Origin of the sequence: Thermomonospora umbrina (genome assembly GCF_003386555.1) — a bacterium.
Taxonomy (GTDB): domain Bacteria; phylum Actinomycetota; class Actinomycetes; order Streptosporangiales; family Streptosporangiaceae; genus Thermomonospora; species Thermomonospora umbrina.
The window spans coordinates 2,136,619-2,154,429 of sequence record NZ_QTTT01000001.1 but is presented as its reverse complement, the minus strand read 5'-3'; the positions used below and the strand labels follow the sequence as shown (position 1 = coordinate 2,154,429).

The following is a 17,811-nucleotide window of genomic DNA, read 5'->3' as shown; positions in this document are numbered from 1 at the left end:
CGTCATCCGGGCGGCGGCACGGCCGGGGTGGTCACAGCTTGCCGAAGCCTTCGCGCCAGCTCGTGAACTGCGGAGTCCAACCGAGCTCGCGGGCCTTGGCGTTGGAGATGGGGCGGCCGGTGGAGCGGGCGTGGCGGCCGCGGGCCTCGGGGACCGGGGCGCCGATGGCCTCGCAGTAGACGGGGATCCACTCGGTGGCCAGGGCGGGCTCGTCGTCGACGACGTTGACCGCTCCAGCGGGCCACTCCAGCGCCTCGACGGCCGCCGCGGCGGCGTCGTCCACATGAACGAACGAGGTCCAGGCCGGGTTGAGCTTCATCAGGCCGGCGCGCACCCGCTCGGCGATCGCGCCGTCGGGAGCGTACCAAGTGCCCGGCCCGTAAAACGCTCCATAGCGCAGGACGACGCCGTGCGGCATGGTCGCCACGGCCTCCTCCAGGGCCGACACCCCGGGGTAGGGCGGGGCGTGGGGGTCGAGCGGGTCGTCCTCGGTGGCCGCGGTGTCGCCCGAGACGTACAGCCACGCGATGCTCTGCGCGATCATGGTCTCGACACCGGCGGCCTTGGCGGCCTCGACCAGATTGCGGGTGCCCTCGGCGCGCAGTCTGTTGTTGGCCGCGAAGTCCTCGGCGGCCAGATCGGTGAGTTGATGGACGATGACGTCGGGACGGTCGTCGGCGACCGCCGTGCGCAGCGCCTCGGCGTCCAGGACGTCGACGACCAGCGGACGCGCCCCCGACTCTTCGAGGGCCTGCGCCCGCTCGGCGCTCCGGGTCGTGCCGGAGACGTCGTGCCCGGCCTCCACGAGGAGGGGCACCAGGCGACGTCCGACGGTGCCGGTCGCGCCTGCGACGAGGATCTTCACAGTGGACCTCCAGGTGCTACGGGGGATCCCTCTGTCACGTTAGGGCCTGTTCGACCCGTGTGCTGGCCTAACGCGCAGTGATTTAACGCCTATCACGACGTGGGCATCGATTAGGTTGGCTATCGGGCAGGGGGAAGAGGGCGGGAGTTCAGTGATCGATATCACACTGGTGCGGGGTGACATCACCGAGCAGCGGGTCGACGCGGTGGTCAACGCGGCCAACTCCTCGCTCATGGGGGGCGGTGGAGTGGACGGCGCCATCCACCGACGGGGCGGCCCGGCCATCCTGGACGACTGCCGCAGGCTGCGGGCCTCCCGGTACGGCGGCGGGCTGCCGACAGGGTACGCCGTCGCCACCACCGCGGGCGAACTGCCCGCAACCTGGGTCATCCACACCGTGGGCCCGGTCCACTCCGGCACCGAGGACCGTTCCCACCTGCTCGCCTCCTGCTATCGGGAGTCGCTGCGGGTCGCCGACGAGTTGGGCGCGCGCACGGTCGCGTTCCCTGCGGTCTCGGCCGGGATCTACGGCTGGCCGATGGAGGACGCCGCCCGCATCGCGGTCGGCACCGTGCGGGCCACGCCCTCCCAGGTCGTCGAGGCCCGTTTCGTGCTGTTCACCGACGACGCCCACGCGGCGTTCGAACGGGCCCTCGCCGCGGTCTGATCCCGGCATCCCGGCATCCCGGCATTCCGGTCGACGCCCCACGGCTCAGGACGGCCGTCGGCCCGGTCCCGGGGGGCCGGCGAACGCCTGGGCGATGTCCAGCCAGCGGTCGGCGTCGGGCCCCTCGGCCGCCAACGCGAGGTCGGCGCGGTGCCGGCGTTGGGTCGCGAGCAGGCAGAAGTCGAGGGCCGTGCCGGTCACCGACTGGGCGGCGTCCTCGGGACCCCATGTCCAGTCCTGGCCGTCCGGGCCGGTCAGCGCCACACGGAACGGCTCCGCCGGCGGGGTCAGGCCGTGCACGCCGTAGGCGAAGTCCCGGGCCCGTACCCCGATGTGCGCGACGTGCCGCAGTCGCGCGGTGGGCTCGACCACGGCCCCCAGCGCGTCGGCGACGTCCTGCCCGTGCGCCCAGGTCTCCATCAGCCGGGCGGTGGCCATGGACGCCGCGCTCATCGGCGGTCCGAACCAGGGCAGCTTGGTCCCCTGCGGCACCTTCGCGAGCGCCTCGGCGATCGCCCGCCGGTCCTCCCGCCAGCGCGTCAGCAGCGCCGCCGGCTCCTCGCGGGCGCCCTCGGCCGCCGCCTCGTCCACGCTCTCCAGCGTGAATCCGGAGATCAGCGCACCGAACGCGGCCTCGCCGGCGGCGGCCGCGAGGGCGCAGCGGTCCGTCCACGCCAGGTGGGCGATCTGGTGGGCGATCGTCCAGCCCTCGGCGGGTGTCGGGGTCGCCCAGCGGGCGGGTTCGAGCGGCGCCACCAGGGTGTCGAGGGCGGCGCCCTCCGCCTCCAGGTCCGCGATCAGGTCGTTCAGCACGGTGTCCTCCGGTTCGCTTCCGTGTCGACGGCCGGTCGCGCCGCCCCCGGCGTCGCCGTCCGCGCGATCACCGTAGCCCAATCAGAATCGCATTCGGTATCCCTGGAACGGGCAGAATCGTCCACGTGACGGCGCGAAGGACGGGACGGGGACCGGTCGGGGAGGTCACGCGCGGCACCACCGCGCCCAACCGCCTCCGCCGCGTGGACCTGTGGATCGCCGTCACCCAGACCCGCGCCCTGCGGACCGCCGCCCGCCCCCTGGCCGTCGACCTCGGGTACGGCGCGTCCCCGGTCACCACCGTCGAGCTGTACTCGCGGCTGCGCGTCGTCGCGCCCCGTCTCCAGGTCGTCGGCATCGAGATCGAGCCCGAACGGGTCCGGGCCGGGCGGGACTTCCTCGCCGCCGTGGCCCCGACCGGCTCCTATGCGGACCTGTCGTTCCGTCGCGGCGGCTTCGAACTCCCGGTGGACCGGCCGCCGGCCCTCATCAGGGCCTTCAACGTCCTCCGCCAGTACGACGAGGCCGCGGCCTGGGCGGCCTGGGACGACCTCCGCTCACGCCTGGCCCCCGAAGGCGTCCTGGTCGAGGGCACCTGCAGCGAGACCGGCCGCCGCGCCGTCTGGGTCACCCTCGGCCCCGAGGGCCCCCGCACCATCACCTTCGCCGCCCACCTGCCGTCCCTGCCCCGCCCCTCCGACCTGGCCGAACGACTCCCGAAGACCCTCATCCACCGCAACGTCCCGGGCGAGCCCGTACACGCCCTGCTCACCGAGTTCGACCGCTGCTGGGCCGCGGCCGCCCCCCAGTCCGTGTTCGGCCCCCGCGCCCGCTGGATCGAGGCCGTGACCCGCCTGTCCCGCACCCACCCCGTGATCGCCCGCCCCCCTCTGGGCGGCCGATCCCGCTGGCGCCTCGGCGAGGTCACCCTGCCCTGGTCGACGGTCGCCTGACACCGGGAACGCCGACCCCGACCGGACACGAGGCACCTCGAGAACCCACCCCACCCGAACGGCGACCCGCCCACTCAAAGGGCGACCGTCGCGCGCGGAGGCCCACCACCCACGTTCGAAGGGCAACCACCACGTTCGAAGGGCAACCACCACGTCCGAACAGCGACCACCCCGCCCGAACGGCGATCCGCACCCTCGAAGGGCGACCGTCGCGCGCGGAGGCCGACCACCCACGTTCGAAGGGCGACCACCGCGTCCGAACGGCGACCCGCCCACTCGAACGGCGACCCGCCCACTCGAAGGACGACCGTCGCGCGCGGAGGCCGACCACCCACGTTCGAAGGGCGACCAGCACGTTCGAAGGGCAACCGCTACGTCTGAACGGTGACCACCACGTTCGAACGGCGACCGCTACGTCTGAACGGTGACCACCACGTTCGAAGGGCAACCGCCACGTCTGAACGGTGACCACCACGTTCGAACGGCAACCGCCACGTCTGAACGGCGACCACCACGTTCGAACGGCAACCGCCACGTCTGAACGGTGACCACCACGTTCGAACGGCAACCACCACGTCTGAACGGTGACCACCACGTTCGAACGGCAACCACCACGTCTGAACGGTGACCACCACGTTCGAACGGCGACCGCCACGTCTGAACGGTGACCACCACGTTCGAAGGGCGACCACCGCGTCTGAACGGCGACCACCAGGTTCGAACGGCAACCCGGCGGGGGTTTTGCCCGGTCCTTCAGGCGGGCGGCCCGGAGCGCAAGCGGAGGGCCGTCCGCCTGAAGATCTCAAGACCGGGCGCGGGGGGCGTGGGGGGTCGCCCCCCCACATTTAGACGCGCCGGTGGACTTTGTGGGGGGCGGCTTGGGCTTGGGGTTGGACGTCGATGCGGTCGATGTTCACGTGGGCCGGGCGGGTGACCGCCCAGGCGACGCAGTCCGCCACGTCGTCGGCCACCAGGGGTTCCGGGACGCCCTCGTACGGCTTGGCCGCGCGTTCCGCGTCGCCGCGGAAGCGGACCAGGCTGAACTCCTCGGTGTGGACCAGCCCGGGCGCGACCTCGGTGACCCGCACCGGCCGGTCGACCAGTTCCAGTCGCAGCACCTCGTTGACCGCCACCGCCGCGTGCTTGGCCGCGTTGTAGCCGCCGCCGCCCTCGTACGCCACGTGACCCGCCAGTGACGTGATGTTCACCACATGCCCGGCGCCGCTCTCGACCATCATCGGGAGCAGGGCCTGGGTGACCCGCAGCAGACCCAGCACGTTGGTGTCGTACATCGCCCGCCAGTCGTCCGGGTCGGCCTCGGCGACCGCCTCGAGGCCCAGCGCGCCGCCCGCGTTGTTCACCAGCACGTGGCAGCCGGACAGCCCGGCCGCCAGCGCGTCCACCGATTCCTGCGAGGTCACGTCCAAGGTCACGGGCACGACCCGGCCCGCGCCGGGGACCCCCTCGGCGATCTCCTTCGCCAGCGTGTCGAGGCGGTCCCGCCGCCGCGCCGCCAGCACCACGTGGAAACCCTCGGCCGCCAGTCGTCGGGCCGTGGCCGCCCCGATGCCGCTGCTCGCTCCAGTCACTACCGCCGTTTTACGCACACCTCCATTGTTCCGGGTGCCCTCGGAGCGCTCGCGGCAGGGGATGGGTGGGAACACACCCTCCGGTCGGTAGGTTCTCCCAACGGAGGTGGTGTCCGTGGCGCGCCGAAGTGTCCCGAAAGCCCCGGTCGGCTCCTTCGGCCGGATCGCGACGATCAGTGTGCACACGTCGCCGCTCGATCAGCCGGGCACGGGCGACGCGGGGGGCATGAACGTCTACATCGTGGAGATCGCCAAACGCTTGGCGGCGCGCGGTGTCGAGGTCGACGTCTTCACCCGGGCCACCTCCCGCGAGCTGCCCCCGGTGGCGGAGCTGGCGCCGGGCGTCCTGGTGCGGCACGTCGTCTCCGGGCCGTTCGAGGAGCTCGACAAGATGGAGCTGACCGCCGAGCTGTGCGACTTCACCTCCGGAGTGCTCCGCGCCGAGGCCGCGCACGACCCCGGTCACTACGACCTCGTCCACACCCACTACTGGCTGTCCGGGCAGGTCGGGCTGGCCGCCAAGCGGCGCTGGGGCGTACCGCTGGTGCACACCATGCACACCATGGCCAAGGTCAAGAACGCCGCGCTCGCGCAAGGCGACAGTCCCGAGCCGGCCGCCCGGGTGCTCGGCGAGGAGCAGGTCGTCGAGGCCGCCGACCGGCTCGTCGCCAACACCGCCGAAGAGGCCCGCCAACTCGTCGACCTGTACGGGGCGCGTCCCGAGCAGGTCGCCACCGTCACCCCGGGTGTGGATCTGACGATGTTCCGCCCCCGCATCGCGCTGCTGGGCCATGGGGCCGACTCCGCGCGCCGTCGCCTCGGGCTGCCGCGCGACGCGTACGTCCTGCTGTTCGTGGGACGCATCCAGCCGCTCAAGGCCCCCGACGTGCTGCTGCGCGCCGCCGCCCGCATGGTCGAGGACGATCCCCGCCTGCGCGGCAGGCTGGTCGTCGCCGTGGTGGGCGGTCCCAGCGGCAGCGCCCGCGCCCGTCCCGAGCAGCTCCAGAAGCTCGCCACCGAGTTGGGCATCGCGGATCTCGTCCGGTTCGAGCCGCCGGCCCCGCAGACGGAGCTGGCCGAGTGGTACCGGGCCGCCGACGTCACCGTCGTCCCCTCCCACAACGAGTCGTTCGGGCTGGTCGCCGCCGAGGCGCAGGCGTGCGGCACGCCCGTGGTCGCCGCCGCCGTGGGCGGGCTGCGCACCGCCGTCCGCGACGGTGAGACCGGCGTCCTCATCGACGGTCACGACCCGGCCGACTACGCCGCCGTGCTGACCAGGCTCGGCGCCGAGCCCCGGCTCCGCGACCGGTTGGCGCGGGCCGCCGTCCGCCACGCGCAGACGCTGGGCTGGGACGCCACCGTCGACCGACTCCTGGGGGTGTATACCGGGGCGATGGACCCAGTGAGATCCGTACGCGACGACACCCGCACCGCCGGAGCCCCCCGATGACCCCCGCCGAGATCATCGAGCGGACGCTCGACGACGCCGAACTGCAGTACGAGCGGCCCCGCGAGGGCGCCTTCTTCGTCAGGCTGCCGGGCGAGCACAAGCTGGCGACCATGACCTGGCTGATCGTCGGCACCCACAGCCTGCACGTCGAGGCGTTCTTCTGTCGGCAGCCCGACGAGAACCACACCGAGTTCTACCGGTGGCTGCTGGAGAAGAACGGCCGGATGTACGGGATGTCGTTCACCCTCGACGGCACCGGCGACGTCTACCTGGTGGGCCGGGTGGCGCTCGCGTCGGTGTCCCCGGAGGAGATCGACCGGCTGCTCGGCTGCGTGCTCACCTACTCCGACGAGAACTTCGACAAGGCCCTCGAGCTGGGCTTCAAGTCCTCCATTCAGCGGGAATGGGCCTGGCGGGTCAAGCGCGGCGAGAGCCTCGCCAACCTCCGGGCCTTCGCGAAGTTCGCCGACCCCTCCCGGTAGCCTTGGGCCATGGCGACCTTGGTTTTGCTCCGGCATGGGGAAAGCGTGTGGAACGCGGAGGGACTGTTCACCGGCTGGGTGGACGTCGACCTGTCCGCCAAGGGCGAAGGGGAGGCGACCAACGGCGGTGACCTGCTGCTGGACGCCGACATCACCCCCGACGTCGTGCACACGTCGATGTTGAAGCGCGCGATCCGCACCGCCAACATCGCCCTGGACGTGGCCGACCTGCTGTGGATCCCGGTCCGCCGGTCCTGGCGGCTCAACGAGCGTCACTACGGCGCGCTCCAGGGCAAGAACAAGGCGCAGACCCGTGCCGAGTACGGCGAGGACCAGTTCAAGGTCTGGCGTCGCTCGTACGACACCCCGCCCCCGCCGATCGACGACAAGGACCCGCTGTCCCAGGTCAACGACCTGAAGTACGCGGCCCTGCCGTCGGAGCTGATCCCGCGCACCGAGTGCCTGGCCGACGTCGTCGACCGGATGCTGCCCTACTGGTACGACGCGATCGTGCCGGACCTGGCCGCGGGACGCACCGTGCTGGTCGCCGCCCACGGCAACTCCCTGCGGGCCCTGGTCAAGCACCTGGACGACATCTCCGACGAGGAGATCGCCGAACTCAACATCCCCACCGGCATCCCGCTGGTGTACGAGCTCGACGACGACTTCGCGCCGCTCAAGCGCGGCGGCGCCTACCTCGACCCGGAGGCCGCCAAGAAGGCCATCGAGGCCGTGAAGAACCAGGGCGCCGGCTCCCGAGGCGCCGCCGCCAAGCCCGCGGGCGCCCCGAAGTCGGCCCCCAAGGCCGCACCCCCGGCCAAGCGCCTCGGCCGCAAGGCCCCCAAGAAGAAGTGACCCGCTGACGTGGAAGGCCGCCGCCCCCTCGGGTCGGCGGCCCGTAGGCGGCACCCCCGGCCGATGGCCTGGCCGTGAGGCGCCCCAAGAAGAAGTGACCCGCTGACGCGGAGAAGGCCGCCGTCCCCGAGGGGCGGCGGCCTTCTCCGTCGACGGTCACAGGTCGTTCAGATCGTTGATCTCCTCCGGGCGCTGGCCGGTGACCAGGTAGACCACGTTCTCGGCGACGTGGACGGCGTGGTCGGCGAAGCGTTCGAAGTACCGGCCGGCCAGCGTGATGTCCACGGCCGGCTCGACCCCGTGCTTCCACTTCGGCGACAGCAGGATGTCGAACAGCTTCCGGTGCAGTCGGTCCATCGCGTCGTCGTCGGCGTCGAGCTCCAGGCCCATCTCCACGTCCTTGGACGCGATCACGCTGCCCGCCTTGGCGATCATCCGTTCGGCGATCTGGCCCATCTCCAGGACGGTGGCCGACAGCACGGGCGGCACCGCCGACTCGGGGTGGCGGCGGCGCGCGGTCTTGGCGATGTGCACCGCCAGGTCGCCCATCCGCTCCAGGTCACCGCTCATCCGCAGCGAGGTGATCAGGATTCGCAGGTCGCCGGCCACCGGCTGCTGCCGGGCCATCAGGTCGAAGACGGTCTCCTCGATCTCCGCGTCGATCTTGTTGACCTGCTCGTCGGCGCCGATCACCTCCTCCGACAGCCGCAGGTCGGCGTCCAGGAGGGCGGTCACCGCCCGCGCCATGGCCGAGCGGACCAGCCGCGTCATCTCGACGAGCTTGTCGGAGATGCCGTCGAGTTCCTCGTGGTACAAGTCGCGCAATGTGGAGCCCCTGCTGGTGCGTAAGGCGGAATGGTCCAGCGCACAGAATCGCCGACCCCCATGAATGAGGCCGAATGAAGAGGTGAACTTTGGGCGAACGTGACGATCCGGAGCGCCACCCTGGTGCATCGTGCCCCGGCACGCCACCTACGATCCGTGGTGTGGAGGTGGAGATTGTCGCAGGCCTGACCGGTCTCGCGGGGCTGGCGATAGGGCTGGCCACCGGGCTGGCGGTCCGCGTGAGCGAACGCGCCCAGCGGGTCGAGAGGCCGCCGGCGGCGGGCACCGCGCTGCCCCCGGGCGTGGCCTCGGTGCTGAGCGTGCTGCGCTCGTCCGCCGTGGTCCTGGACGCCGAGGACCGGGTCCTGCGCGCCAGTTCCGCCGCCCGCGCGTTCGGCGTGGTCAGCGGCGAACGGCTGGTCGTGGACGAGCTGCTGGCGATGTCCCGGCTGGTGCGTCGGGACGGCGAGATCCGCGAGACCGAGATCCAGGTCCGCCCCTCCCGCAGCCGGGCCCGCGCCGAGGGGCGGTGGTTCGCCGTCAGGGTGGCCCCGCTGGGCACCCACGGCCTGGTGCTGGTCCTCGCCGAGGACCTCACCGAGATGCGCCGGGTGGAGGCCATCCGCCGCGACTTCGTCGCCAACGTCAGTCACGAGCTCAAGACCCCCGTGGGCGCCCTGTCCCTGCTGGCCGAGACCGTCGAGAACGCCGCCGACGACCCCGAGGCCGTGCGCCGCTTCTCCGGCCGCATGCAGCACGAGGCGGTACGGCTGGGCAACCTGGTGCAGGACCTGATGACCCTGTCCCGCGTCCAGGGCGACGAGCCGCTGGCCGAGCTGCGGACGGTCGCCCTGGACGAGATGATCGCCGAGTCTTTGGACCGCTGCCAGATCAAGGCGGACGCCAAGGACATCGAGCTGGCCACGGCGGGCGGCACCGGCCTCAAGGTCCGCGGCGACGAGGAGCTGCTCACCACCGCGCTGCGCAACCTGATCGACAACGCCGTCGCCTACAGCCCCGACCACACCCGCGTCGCGGTCGCCACCCACCTGCCCGATCCCGACCACGTCGAGATCACGGTGACCGACCAGGGCATCGGCATCCCGGCGGCCGATCTGGAACGGATCTTCGAGCGGTTCTACCGGGTGGACCCGGCCCGTTCCCGGCAGACCGGTGGCACCGGCCTCGGCCTGGCCATCGTGAAGCACGTCACCACCAAGCACGGCGGCGAGGTCACCGTCTGGAGCAAGGAGGGCTCCGGCTCGACCTTCACGCTGCGTCTGCCGCTCCTGCGCGGCGACAACCCTTCATCCCCCCAGTCCCGATCAGCCTCGCGGAACCCCCAGGGGCCTGCGATGGACAACGCCCGGGAGGCGCAACCGTGACCCGTGTGCTCGTCGTGGAAGACGAGGAGTCGTTCAGCGACGCACTGTCGTACAACCTCCGCAAAGAGGGCTTCGAGGTCGCGGTGGCGGCCACCGGCCCCGACGCGCTGGAGATCTTCGAGCGCAACGGAGCCGATCTGGTGCTGCTGGACCTCATGCTGCCGGGGCTGCCCGGCACCGAGGTCTGCCGTGAGCTGCGCGCCCGTTCGAACGTTCCAGTGATCATGCTCACCGCCAAGGACAGCGAGGTCGACAAGGTCGTCGGGCTCGAGCTGGGCGCCGACGACTACGTGACCAAGCCGTTCTCCACCCGCGAGCTGATCGCCCGCATGCGGGCGGTGCTGCGGCGGCAGGGGGACGCGGAGGAGCCCGCCCCCGCCACCCTGGAGGCCGGCCCCGTCCGGATGGACGTGGAACGGCACGTGGTGAGCGTGGGCGGCGAGCACGTCCAGCTTCCGCTCAAGGAGTTCGAGCTCCTGGAGGTGCTGCTGCGCAACGCCGGGCGCGTGCTGACCCGGATGCAGCTCATCGACCGCGTGTGGGGTGCCGACTACGTGGGCGACACCAAGACCCTCGACGTCCACATCAAGCGGCTGCGGGCCAAGATCGAGCCCTCTCCGTCGGCGCCGCGCTACATCGTGACCGTCCGGGGGCTGGGCTACAAGTTCGAGCCCTGATCCGCCCTCGTCCCGACAACGCGAAGGGCCGGTCACCGCCAGGCGGTGACCGGCCCTTCGAACGTTCGGCCCTCGTGGGTCGTCGTGGGTCAGTGCGGCGAGGCGCTCGGCGCGGTCGGCGTCGGCAGTGGTGTCTCGTGCCCGCCCGGCGTCGGGCCGTGGCCCGCCCCGGGCGTCTGCGTCTCCGCCTGCTGCGGCCGGCCGGCGGGCGTCTGCCCCGGAACGGGCGCGTACGCGGCGTACTCGCCCTGCAGCGGCACCACCGGCACCAGCAGGGTGATCGAACCGGCCTTCTCGAACTGCAGGGTCAACCGGAGGGTCTCCCCGCCGATCAGCGGCGCGGTCAGACCCTTCAACGTCACCGGCGGCTTCGGCCCGCTCGCCTGCGGCGCGGGGGCCTGCCCGCCCCGGGGGCTCTCCCCGGCCTCGGGCGTCTGCCCGGCCTCCGGGGTCTCTCCGGCCTCGGGGCTCTCCGCGCCCTCGGGGGCCCGCCCATCCTCGGGCGTCTGGCCCGCCTCGGGGGTCTGCCCGGCCTCGGGCGTCTGCCCCGCCTCGGGGGTCTCGCCGGCTCCCGGGCCGTGCCCGCCCTCGGGGGTCTGCGCGGCACCCGGCCGGGCCACCGCGGGCTGCGCCTCGAGGGCCACCGCCAGGCCGCCGGCACCGGGCCTGGCCGCCGGCAGCGCGATGGCGCCGCCGGCCAGTTCGGCCGCGCCGAACGCGGGGGAGGACACTCCCACGAGCCGGTCCGGGCGCCCCTGCACCTGGTTGATCAACGTGCCGTACAGCGGTACGGAGGACCCGGGTGTCGCCGTCGTGCCCGGCGCCGGGCCGAGCACGAACAGGTTGCGGATGTCGATCTGGGACACCTTCGCGCCCTGCGGCACCGAGGCGTTCACACCCTCGGTGAGCTGGGTCGGCATGGCCGTCTGCGGCGTGTGCCCGGCCCCGCACGCGGACATCACCGGCGCGAAGGCGACGGCGCCCGCGACGGTGAGCGCGAACATCCGGCGGCTGTTGCGGATCACAGCGGCGATCTCCTCGCAAAAGAACGAAGGGTACTGAGGCGAAGCCCGGCGCCCGGGACAGGGCCGATCGAGGCGCGTGGCTCGCCAGAGGAAGACTAGCGAGGACAAGCCTAGGGTTCCCCGGCGGGGTGCCGTTGCACGTGGGCGGCCCGCCCCGCCCCGCGCCGGTCAGCCGGGCGTGCGGACGCCGTGGGTCTTCAGCCCGCCGATCTCGTTCGTCAGCGCGGTGCCGGGCCTCGGGTCGTGGACGACCGACGCCACCACCCCGTCGGTGTGCACGAGAACGGCCGTCAGCGCGGGCTTCGCGGCGCCCTGCACGGAGGCGGGGGGACCATAGGCGTCGGCGAGCACCTGCCCGGGGTCCTCGACCAGTCCGGGCCTGCCGTCATGGGACCGCCCGGCCAGCGCCCGCAGCTCCTTGAGGGACTCCTGCGCGGGAGCGGTGGTCCGCCGCCGGTCGGCGACCAGCCAGAAGTGGACCATGTGGCTCCGGGCGGCCCTCGCCAGCGCCGCCACCGCCGGTCCGCACTCGCAGCCGGGCGGCACGATCCCGATCACCCCGGAGCGCAGATCCGTCGTCGTCGTCTTGCGGCGGCCCGTTCCGGCGACCACGGTGACGGTGCCCGGCGGCAGCCACCCGCCGACCTCGCCGGAGCGGGCGGGCGGATCGCCGGCGACCGGGCCCACGGTCGCCCTCGGCGTGGGGCGCGGCCCCAGCACGGTCAGCAGGGTGGCGCTCAGCAACGCGATCAGCAGGGCCCCGGCGATGAGCGGCACCGCGATCCCGAACCGCTCCATGGGGCGCAGAACCGGCCGCAGCCGGCGGTGCAGCCGTTCCCTCCGGCGGCGACGGCGCTCCTCCCGGCGGTAGGCGAGCAGATCGCGTTCCAGCTCGCGCGCGTCGTCGGGGATGACCACGTCCACCGGGGGCAGGCCGTAGTCGTCGCGTCCGGGATCGCCGTCTGGCCTCACGCCGCACCTCGCCTTCCGCGCCGCCGAGCCCGGGTCGGGACCTCCCGCAGCCCTGCCCTGACCGGCGTCCCCCGGCGCCGGCGGGCTCACTTCCAGTATGGGCTCCGGGGCCCCGGGTGGGCACCCGTCGGGGGCCGTCAACCTCGGTGGATTCGCGGGGGATTCGGGCCCGGATCCTCGGTCGGGAAGGAGTCTCCCCGGGCGTCCCGGCTTCACGCCGCCGCCGGACGACACCCCGTCGCGAGGCCCTCCCCGGCCGGGCCGCCGAGGGCCCGCCGGTGTCGAAAATCGCCTCCAGGGCACCTTTCACGGCCTTTGTCAAGACCCCAATAAGGGGGTTGACCTGCGGATTTGTCCGGAAGGTCGATGCAGTCACCGTCGGGCGCGTGCTATCCTGGTCATAGCGGAAGGGGTACTTGTCACATGACTTTCACGGTCGGCGACACCGTCGTCTACCCCCACCATGGGGCTGCTCGGATCGAAGCCATCGAGACTCGCACCATCAAAGGTGAGGAAAAGACCTACCTGGTCTTGAAGGTCGACAAGGGCGACCTGACAGTACAGGTGCCTGTCGAGAATGTCGAGGACGTTGGCGTTCGCGACGTCGTGGGCCAGGAGGGTCTGGAGAAGGTGTTCGAGGTGCTGCGCGCGCCGTACACCGAAGAGCCGACCAACTGGTCGCGACGCTACAAGGCCAATCTGGAGAAGCTCGCCTCCGGCGACGTCAACAAGGTCGCCGAGGTGGTGCGCGATCTGTGGCGCCGTGACAAGGAGCGCGGCCTGTCGGCGGGCGAGAAGCGGATGCTCGCCAAGGCCCGTCAGATCCTGGTCAGCGAGCTCGCTCTGGCGGAGAAGACCAACGAGGACAAGGCCGAGGCCCTCCTCGACGAGGTCCTCACCGGCTGAGTGAACGCGCTGATTCCTCGGGTGGGCGTCGGGACCGACGTCCACCCGTTCGGTACGGGCCGCCCCCTGTGGGTGGCCGGTCTTCTCTGGCCCGATGAGGGCGACGGCCTCACCGGCCACTCCGATGGCGACGTCGCCGCCCACGCGGCCTGCGACGCCCTCCTGTCGGCCGCCGGCCTCGGCGACCTCGGCGCGGTCTTCGGCACCGCCGACCCTCGCTGGCGCGGCGCGTCCGGCACCGACCTCCTGCGCGAGGTCTCCCGCCTCCTCACCGAGCACGGCTTCACCGTCGGCAACCTGGCCGTCCAGGTCATCGGCAACCGCCCCAAGATCGGCCGCCGCCGCCCCGAAGCCGAGAAGACCCTCTCCGAGGCCCTCCACGGAGCCCCCGTCTCCCTCTCGGCCACCACCACCGACGGCCTGGGCCTCACCGGCCGAGGCGAGGGCCTCGCCGCCATCGCCACCGCCCTCATCCTCCCCACCTGACACCCCTCCCCACCCCCTGCACCCCGTGCAGGGGGTTTTCGCGCTGCCACACCGAACCCCGCCGTGCGGTGAGCCCTCGGCGGAACGCCCACGACGACCGCAGGCGCCCCACCGAGAACGGCGGAACAGGCGCGGGCGACTGTTGCGTGGGGTGTGCGCAGTAGACCTGCCGACAACGGCCGGGCGTGCCGTCGTGGAGGGCCGACAGTGTGGTGGGTTGTCCGGGCGTTGGGTGATGAGCCCGGGCGGGGTCAGGGTGGGGTGGGGTGGATGGTGCCGGTGACTTCGCCGAGGGTGAGGTGGTTGCCGGTGGCGGTGGGGGCCTGGGCTCGGAGGGTGATGGTGTCGCCGTCCTCGAGGAAGGTGCGGTGGGTGCCGTCGGCGAGGTGCAGGGGGTCTTCGCCGTTCCAGGTGAGTTCGAGGAGGCAGCCGCGTTGTGCGGGGTCGGGGCCTGAGACGGTGCCGGAGGCGAAGAGGTCGCCGGTGCGGAGGGGGGCCCCGGCGACGGTGGCGTGGGCCAGTTGTTGGGGTGGGGTCCAGTACATGGAGGAGAACGGGGGGCGGGCGATGACGTGGCCGTTCAGCTCGATCTCGAGGGTGAGGTCGAGGGCCCACGGTTCATCGCAGCGGAGGTAGGGGAGGGGCTCCGGGTCTTGGGCCGGCGGGGGGACGCGGGCGGCCTCCAGGGCGGCGACGGGGGTGACCCAGGCGGCGATCGACGTGGCGAAGGACTTGCTCAGGAACGGGCCCAGCGGTTGGTACTCCCAGGCCTGGAGGTCGCGGGCGCTCCAGTCGTTCACCAGGAGGAAGCCGAAGACGTGGTCGCGGAAGGCGTCGGGGGGCAGGGGGCGGCCGGCGGCGGACGGGACGCCCGCGACGAAGCCGACCTCGGCCTCCAGGTCGAGGCGGAGGGACGGGCCGTGGGTCGGCTCGGCGGCGGGGCCCTCGCGGCGCTGGCCGGCGGGACGCAGGATCGGGGTGCCCGAGACGTACACCGTTCCCGCGCGGCCGTGGTAGGCGACGGGGAGGCGGCGCCAGTTGGGCAGCACGGGGTGCTCGGAGTCGGGGCGGAAGATCCGGCCGACGTTGGAGGCGTGGTGGAGCGAGGAGTAGAAGTCCACGTAGTCGGCCACCTCGATGGGCCGGTGCTGCTCCACCTCGGTCAGCGGGATCAGGTGCGGCTCGACGCGTTCGCGGTGGGCGGCGTCGGTCAGCAACTCGGTGATCCGGGCCCGGTTGGCCCGCCAGGCGGCCCGCCCGGCGGCCATGAAGCCGTTCAGCGAGCCGGAGGCGAACCAGCGGCGGTCGTCGAGCAGCCCCGTCTCGGTCAGTCCGGCCAGATCCAGGACCGCGTCGCCGATGGCCACGCCGACCCGGGGCAGCTCGCCGGGCCGGGAGAACACCCCGTACGGCAGGTGCTCGATGCCGAAGCCGCTGCCGTCGGGTACCGGAACCCAGGGTACGTCGGTCATGGATCACCATCTTCCCCGGAGAATCCGAGTTCGATCAGGTCCGTCCGGGGAGTCCGGACGTCGCAGGAGCCGAAGGCGACGAACAGCTCGCGCGCGGCCCGCCCGACGGCCTCCGACACGTGGGCGGCCTCGTCGGCCAGCGCCGCCGCGTCGGTGCTCGCCAGGACGTCGGCCAACTCGGCCGGATCGGCGCCGTCGGGCCGGGACCGCGCCCGGCACGCCGCCAGCAGGACGTTGAGGAAGCCGTGGTGGGTCAGGCCGGTGTCGTCGTCGACGTGCCGGACGGCGTGGTGCAGCCCGGCCGTGCACTTGAACGGCAGGTCGCGTTCGGCGCAGGCGGCGATGAACGCGGCGACCTCGGCCGGGGACGGGCCGTACTCGCCCCCCGGCGGACCCTCGCGCCCTCCGGTGCGGAGCTTGGCGCCCAGCGGCGTGCGGTGACCGCGTGCGGCGGCCAGCCGGTCGAGGGTCTCCCGCCAGCCGGGACGCGGACGGACCTCGATGTGGCAGGGCAGCCCGGCGGGCAGGCGGGCGATCGTCACGGCGGTGGCCCGGGCCTGGTCGGCGTCCGGGTCCGGGGCCAGCTCGATCGAGCGCAGCCGGACGCGGGGCTCCCGCCGGGCGGTGTCGACGGCCCGCCCGAGGTCGTCGAGACCGGTGTCGGCGATGATCCCCAGGTCGATCAGGTCCTCGGGGAGCAGATGCCGGCGCAGCTCGTCCAGCTTCGAGGCCGGGCACAGGAACCGGCCCAGCACCGGATGCCCCGCCGCCGCGCGGTGGGCCGGGAGGGCCGTCTCCAGTGACTCGCGGGCGGGCGGGAACAGCGCGGCGTCGTCCACGATCCTGGCGAAGAGGAATCCCACCCTCGGGGCCTACCCGCGCGGGGGGCCGCCGGCACGTGGCGGCCCGGCCCGGTCGTGGTCACTCCTGCGGCGGGAGCGGCGAGCTGCGGAGGCTGCCGGACGGGGGCGGCAGCGCCGAGTCGCCCGGGTCGCCGTCGGCCAGGAGATCGTCCAGGAACGGCACCGGGCCGTCGGACGGGGACCTGCGCAGGTGGCGGAGCCGGGGGCCGGGGGGCGCGTCGTCGCCCACGTCCGGGTCCTCGGCGCGGTCCACGACGGCGGCGGGCTCGTCGTGCTCGTCCTCGTCCAGCGGCTGGTCGCCGAGCAGGAGGCCGTCCGGCATGACGAGGTCGGGCCTGGTGGTCGCGGCGGGCCGGACCTCCGGGCGGGCCCGGCCGCGCACCAGCTCCACATCGGTGGGCAGCAGCGTCGGGTACGCGCCGGGAGGGGTCGGGTCGTCGTCCACGTCCCCCTCGCCGACCGGCTCGGGCAGGGCGTCCAGCGGCGCCTCGTGGAAGTCGTTCAGCGGCTCGGCGAAGGGCTCCGGGACGTCGGCGACCGGCTCCCAGGGCTCCGAGGGCTCGTCGAGGTCGGCGATCTGCTCGGGGCGCGGCTTCGCGGTGGGGAGGTCGACCATCGGCTCGGGGAGGGGATGCCGGGTCGGTGAGGACTCCTGGGCGGCGATCGGCTCGGGGCGCACTTCCGGCGGCGGGGAGACGATGACGACCACCCCGGGCTCCGACGACTCCACCGGGCCCGACGCGTCGAACTCGTCGTCGTCGAACAGCCAGGGCTCCTCCGCGCCGCCCACCGGCAGCGCGAGCGGAGGCGCCTCGGCGGCCTCCGGCGGCGGGGCGGGCCGGTCCTCCAGCGCGGCCCGAGGCGGCGGCACCGGGGTCGCGCCCCCCGCCGGAACCCGCTGGAGCTGCCGGAACATGGCCAGCCACAGCCAGACCGAGAGCACCAGCGTGACGTACGGGGCGATCGCGACCCCCGCCTTGAGCTGCTCGTCGGGCAGCGGCTCGTACCCCTCGACCGCCCGCTGCACGCTGGCCGCCGCCGCGCCCGCCACCACCACGAGCAGCAGCGCCCACCGCAGCCAGCGCGACCACCAGCGGGCGTGCCGCGCGGCGATCAGGGACACGATGGTCACCGTGATGAGCGCGTCCAGCATGACGGGGTAGGCGGGCGCCCAGTGCTCGGCGGTGCCGCCGGCCAGCGCCAGCTCGCGGAGGTCGTCGTAGGTGAGCACGAACGTGCCACCTGCCAGTACGGCCACCCCGAGCCCGGCGGACACGGCCATCAGTCGGCGCTGCGTCCGGGTGGGGCGACGCGGGGGCGGGCCGGCCTCGTGATCGGCATGGTGGTCGGCCTGGGGACCGGCATGGGGACCGGCGCCGTCGACGGACGGTGCCGCGCTGCTGTCATCGGGGGCCATAGGGGACTCATCTCGGGGGCGGGCCAACGGTCGCTACCCCCTATCTTGCTGGGGCGCAAGGCGGTGGTGACCGCGACACGCACGCAGACGTACCGTGGGCGGAGACAAA

At 73.1% G+C, this 17,811-nt stretch carries 18 protein-coding genes; 9 read left to right on the top strand and 9 right to left on the bottom strand.

Annotation, left to right across the window (positions count from 1 at the left end):
* Window positions 1-31 precede the first annotated feature (31 nt).
* Complete coding sequence (locus tag DFJ69_RS09365) at window positions 32-865, bottom strand: NAD-dependent epimerase/dehydratase family protein (RefSeq protein ID WP_116022114.1); 834 nt, start codon at window positions 863-865, stop codon at window positions 32-34.
* A 154-nt stretch (window positions 866-1,019) separates the two neighbouring features.
* Here DFJ69_RS09365 and DFJ69_RS09360 point away from each other — a divergent pair, with 154 nt between their 5' ends.
* Window positions 1,020-1,532, top strand: a complete 513-nt coding sequence (locus DFJ69_RS09360) for an O-acetyl-ADP-ribose deacetylase (protein ID WP_211328950.1) — start codon at window positions 1,020-1,022, stop codon at window positions 1,530-1,532.
* Window positions 1,533-1,577: 45 nt separating this feature from the next.
* Here the strand turns inward: DFJ69_RS09360 and DFJ69_RS09355 are convergent, their stop codons facing one another.
* Window positions 1,578-2,345 carry a TIGR03084 family metal-binding protein gene (locus tag DFJ69_RS09355; protein ID WP_116026515.1) on the bottom strand — a complete coding sequence of 256 codons (768 nt, stop codon included), beginning with the start codon at window positions 2,343-2,345 and terminating at the stop codon, window positions 1,578-1,580.
* 125 nt (window positions 2,346-2,470) lie between these two features.
* Here DFJ69_RS09355 and DFJ69_RS09350 point away from each other — a divergent pair, with 125 nt between their 5' ends.
* Window positions 2,471-3,298 carry a class I SAM-dependent methyltransferase gene (locus DFJ69_RS09350; RefSeq protein ID WP_116022112.1) on the top strand — a complete coding sequence of 276 codons (828 nt, stop codon included), beginning with the start codon at window positions 2,471-2,473 and terminating at the stop codon, window positions 3,296-3,298.
* 845 nt (window positions 3,299-4,143) lie between these two features.
* Here DFJ69_RS09350 and DFJ69_RS09345 read toward each other — a convergent pair.
* Window positions 4,144-4,905, bottom strand: a complete 762-nt coding sequence (locus tag DFJ69_RS09345; protein WP_116022111.1) for an SDR family NAD(P)-dependent oxidoreductase — start codon at window positions 4,903-4,905, stop codon at window positions 4,144-4,146.
* 97 nt (window positions 4,906-5,002) lie between these two features.
* Here DFJ69_RS09345 and mshA point away from each other — a divergent pair, with 97 nt between their 5' ends.
* From mshA to DFJ69_RS09330, 3 genes are read left to right on the top strand one after another with little or no spacing between them, the layout of a single operon-like run.
* Window positions 5,003-6,337, top strand: a complete 1,335-nt coding sequence (mshA, locus tag DFJ69_RS09340) for a D-inositol-3-phosphate glycosyltransferase (protein ID WP_116022110.1) — start codon at window positions 5,003-5,005, stop codon at window positions 6,335-6,337.
* On the top strand, window positions 6,334-6,819 hold the full coding sequence (locus DFJ69_RS09335; protein ID WP_116022109.1) for a type III secretion system chaperone family protein: 486 nt from the start codon (window positions 6,334-6,336) through the stop codon (window positions 6,817-6,819). Before mshA ends, DFJ69_RS09335 begins: the two co-directional genes overlap by 4 nt.
* Window positions 6,820-6,828: 9 nt before the next feature.
* Entirely contained in the window at window positions 6,829-7,674 is an 846-nt protein-coding gene (locus DFJ69_RS09330; RefSeq protein ID WP_245974194.1) for a phosphoglyceromutase, read from the top strand.
* Between the two features lie 156 nt (window positions 7,675-7,830).
* Here DFJ69_RS09330 and phoU read toward each other — a convergent pair whose 3' ends face one another.
* On the bottom strand, window positions 7,831-8,499 hold the full coding sequence (gene phoU, locus DFJ69_RS09325; RefSeq protein ID WP_116022108.1) for a phosphate signaling complex protein PhoU: 669 nt from the start codon (window positions 8,497-8,499) through the stop codon (window positions 7,831-7,833).
* Window positions 8,500-8,660: 161 nt separating this feature from the next.
* Between phoU and DFJ69_RS09320 the strand changes: the two genes are divergently transcribed.
* Complete coding sequence (locus tag DFJ69_RS09320) at window positions 8,661-9,884, top strand: sensor histidine kinase (protein WP_116022107.1); 1,224 nt, start codon at window positions 8,661-8,663, stop codon at window positions 9,882-9,884.
* Between the two features lie 5 nt (window positions 9,885-9,889).
* Window positions 9,890-10,561 (top strand): winged helix-turn-helix domain-containing protein, encoded by a 672-nt coding sequence (locus DFJ69_RS09315; RefSeq protein WP_484419708.1) that lies wholly within the window; start codon window positions 9,890-9,892, stop codon window positions 10,559-10,561.
* A gap of 89 nt (window positions 10,562-10,650) precedes the next feature.
* On the opposite strand, the gene DFJ69_RS09310 is transcribed toward DFJ69_RS09315, so the two are convergent.
* The gene (locus tag DFJ69_RS09310) at window positions 10,651-11,586 is read right to left on the bottom strand and encodes a hypothetical protein (protein ID WP_116022105.1); all 936 of its coding nucleotides are present in this window, start codon (window positions 11,584-11,586) and stop codon (window positions 10,651-10,653) included.
* Window positions 11,587-11,754: 168 nt separating this feature from the next.
* Window positions 11,755-12,558, bottom strand: coding sequence for a hypothetical protein (locus DFJ69_RS09305; protein ID WP_116022104.1), 804 nt, complete (start codon window positions 12,556-12,558; stop codon window positions 11,755-11,757).
* Window positions 12,559-12,981: 423 nt separating this feature from the next.
* On the opposite strand from DFJ69_RS09305, the gene DFJ69_RS09300 reads away from it, so the two are divergent.
* Together DFJ69_RS09300 and ispF are read left to right on the top strand one after the other, a co-directional pair.
* Window positions 12,982-13,464, top strand: a complete 483-nt coding sequence (locus DFJ69_RS09300; protein ID WP_116022103.1) for a CarD family transcriptional regulator — start codon at window positions 12,982-12,984, stop codon at window positions 13,462-13,464.
* A gap of 21 nt (window positions 13,465-13,485) precedes the next feature.
* Window positions 13,486-13,950: a 2-C-methyl-D-erythritol 2,4-cyclodiphosphate synthase gene (ispF, locus tag DFJ69_RS09295; protein ID WP_211328563.1), complete on the top strand. Its 465-nt coding sequence runs from the start codon at window positions 13,486-13,488 to the stop codon at window positions 13,948-13,950.
* Window positions 13,951-14,201: 251 nt separating this feature from the next.
* Here ispF and fahA read toward each other — a convergent pair whose 3' ends face one another.
* The 3 genes from fahA to DFJ69_RS09280 are packed head-to-tail and all read right to left on the bottom strand — an operon-like array spanning window position 14,202 to window position 17,702.
* Complete coding sequence (gene fahA / locus DFJ69_RS09290) at window positions 14,202-15,422, bottom strand: fumarylacetoacetase (RefSeq protein WP_116022102.1); 1,221 nt, start codon at window positions 15,420-15,422, stop codon at window positions 14,202-14,204.
* The gene (locus DFJ69_RS09285; RefSeq protein WP_116022101.1) at window positions 15,419-16,285 is read right to left on the bottom strand and encodes a hypothetical protein; all 867 of its coding nucleotides are present in this window, start codon (window positions 16,283-16,285) and stop codon (window positions 15,419-15,421) included. The genes fahA and DFJ69_RS09285 overlap by 4 nt, the downstream gene beginning before the upstream one ends.
* Window positions 16,286-16,343: 58 nt before the next feature.
* Window positions 16,344-17,702 carry a DUF2637 domain-containing protein gene (locus tag DFJ69_RS09280; RefSeq protein WP_116022100.1) on the bottom strand — a complete coding sequence of 453 codons (1,359 nt, stop codon included), beginning with the start codon at window positions 17,700-17,702 and terminating at the stop codon, window positions 16,344-16,346.
* Window positions 17,703-17,811 lie beyond the last annotated feature (109 nt).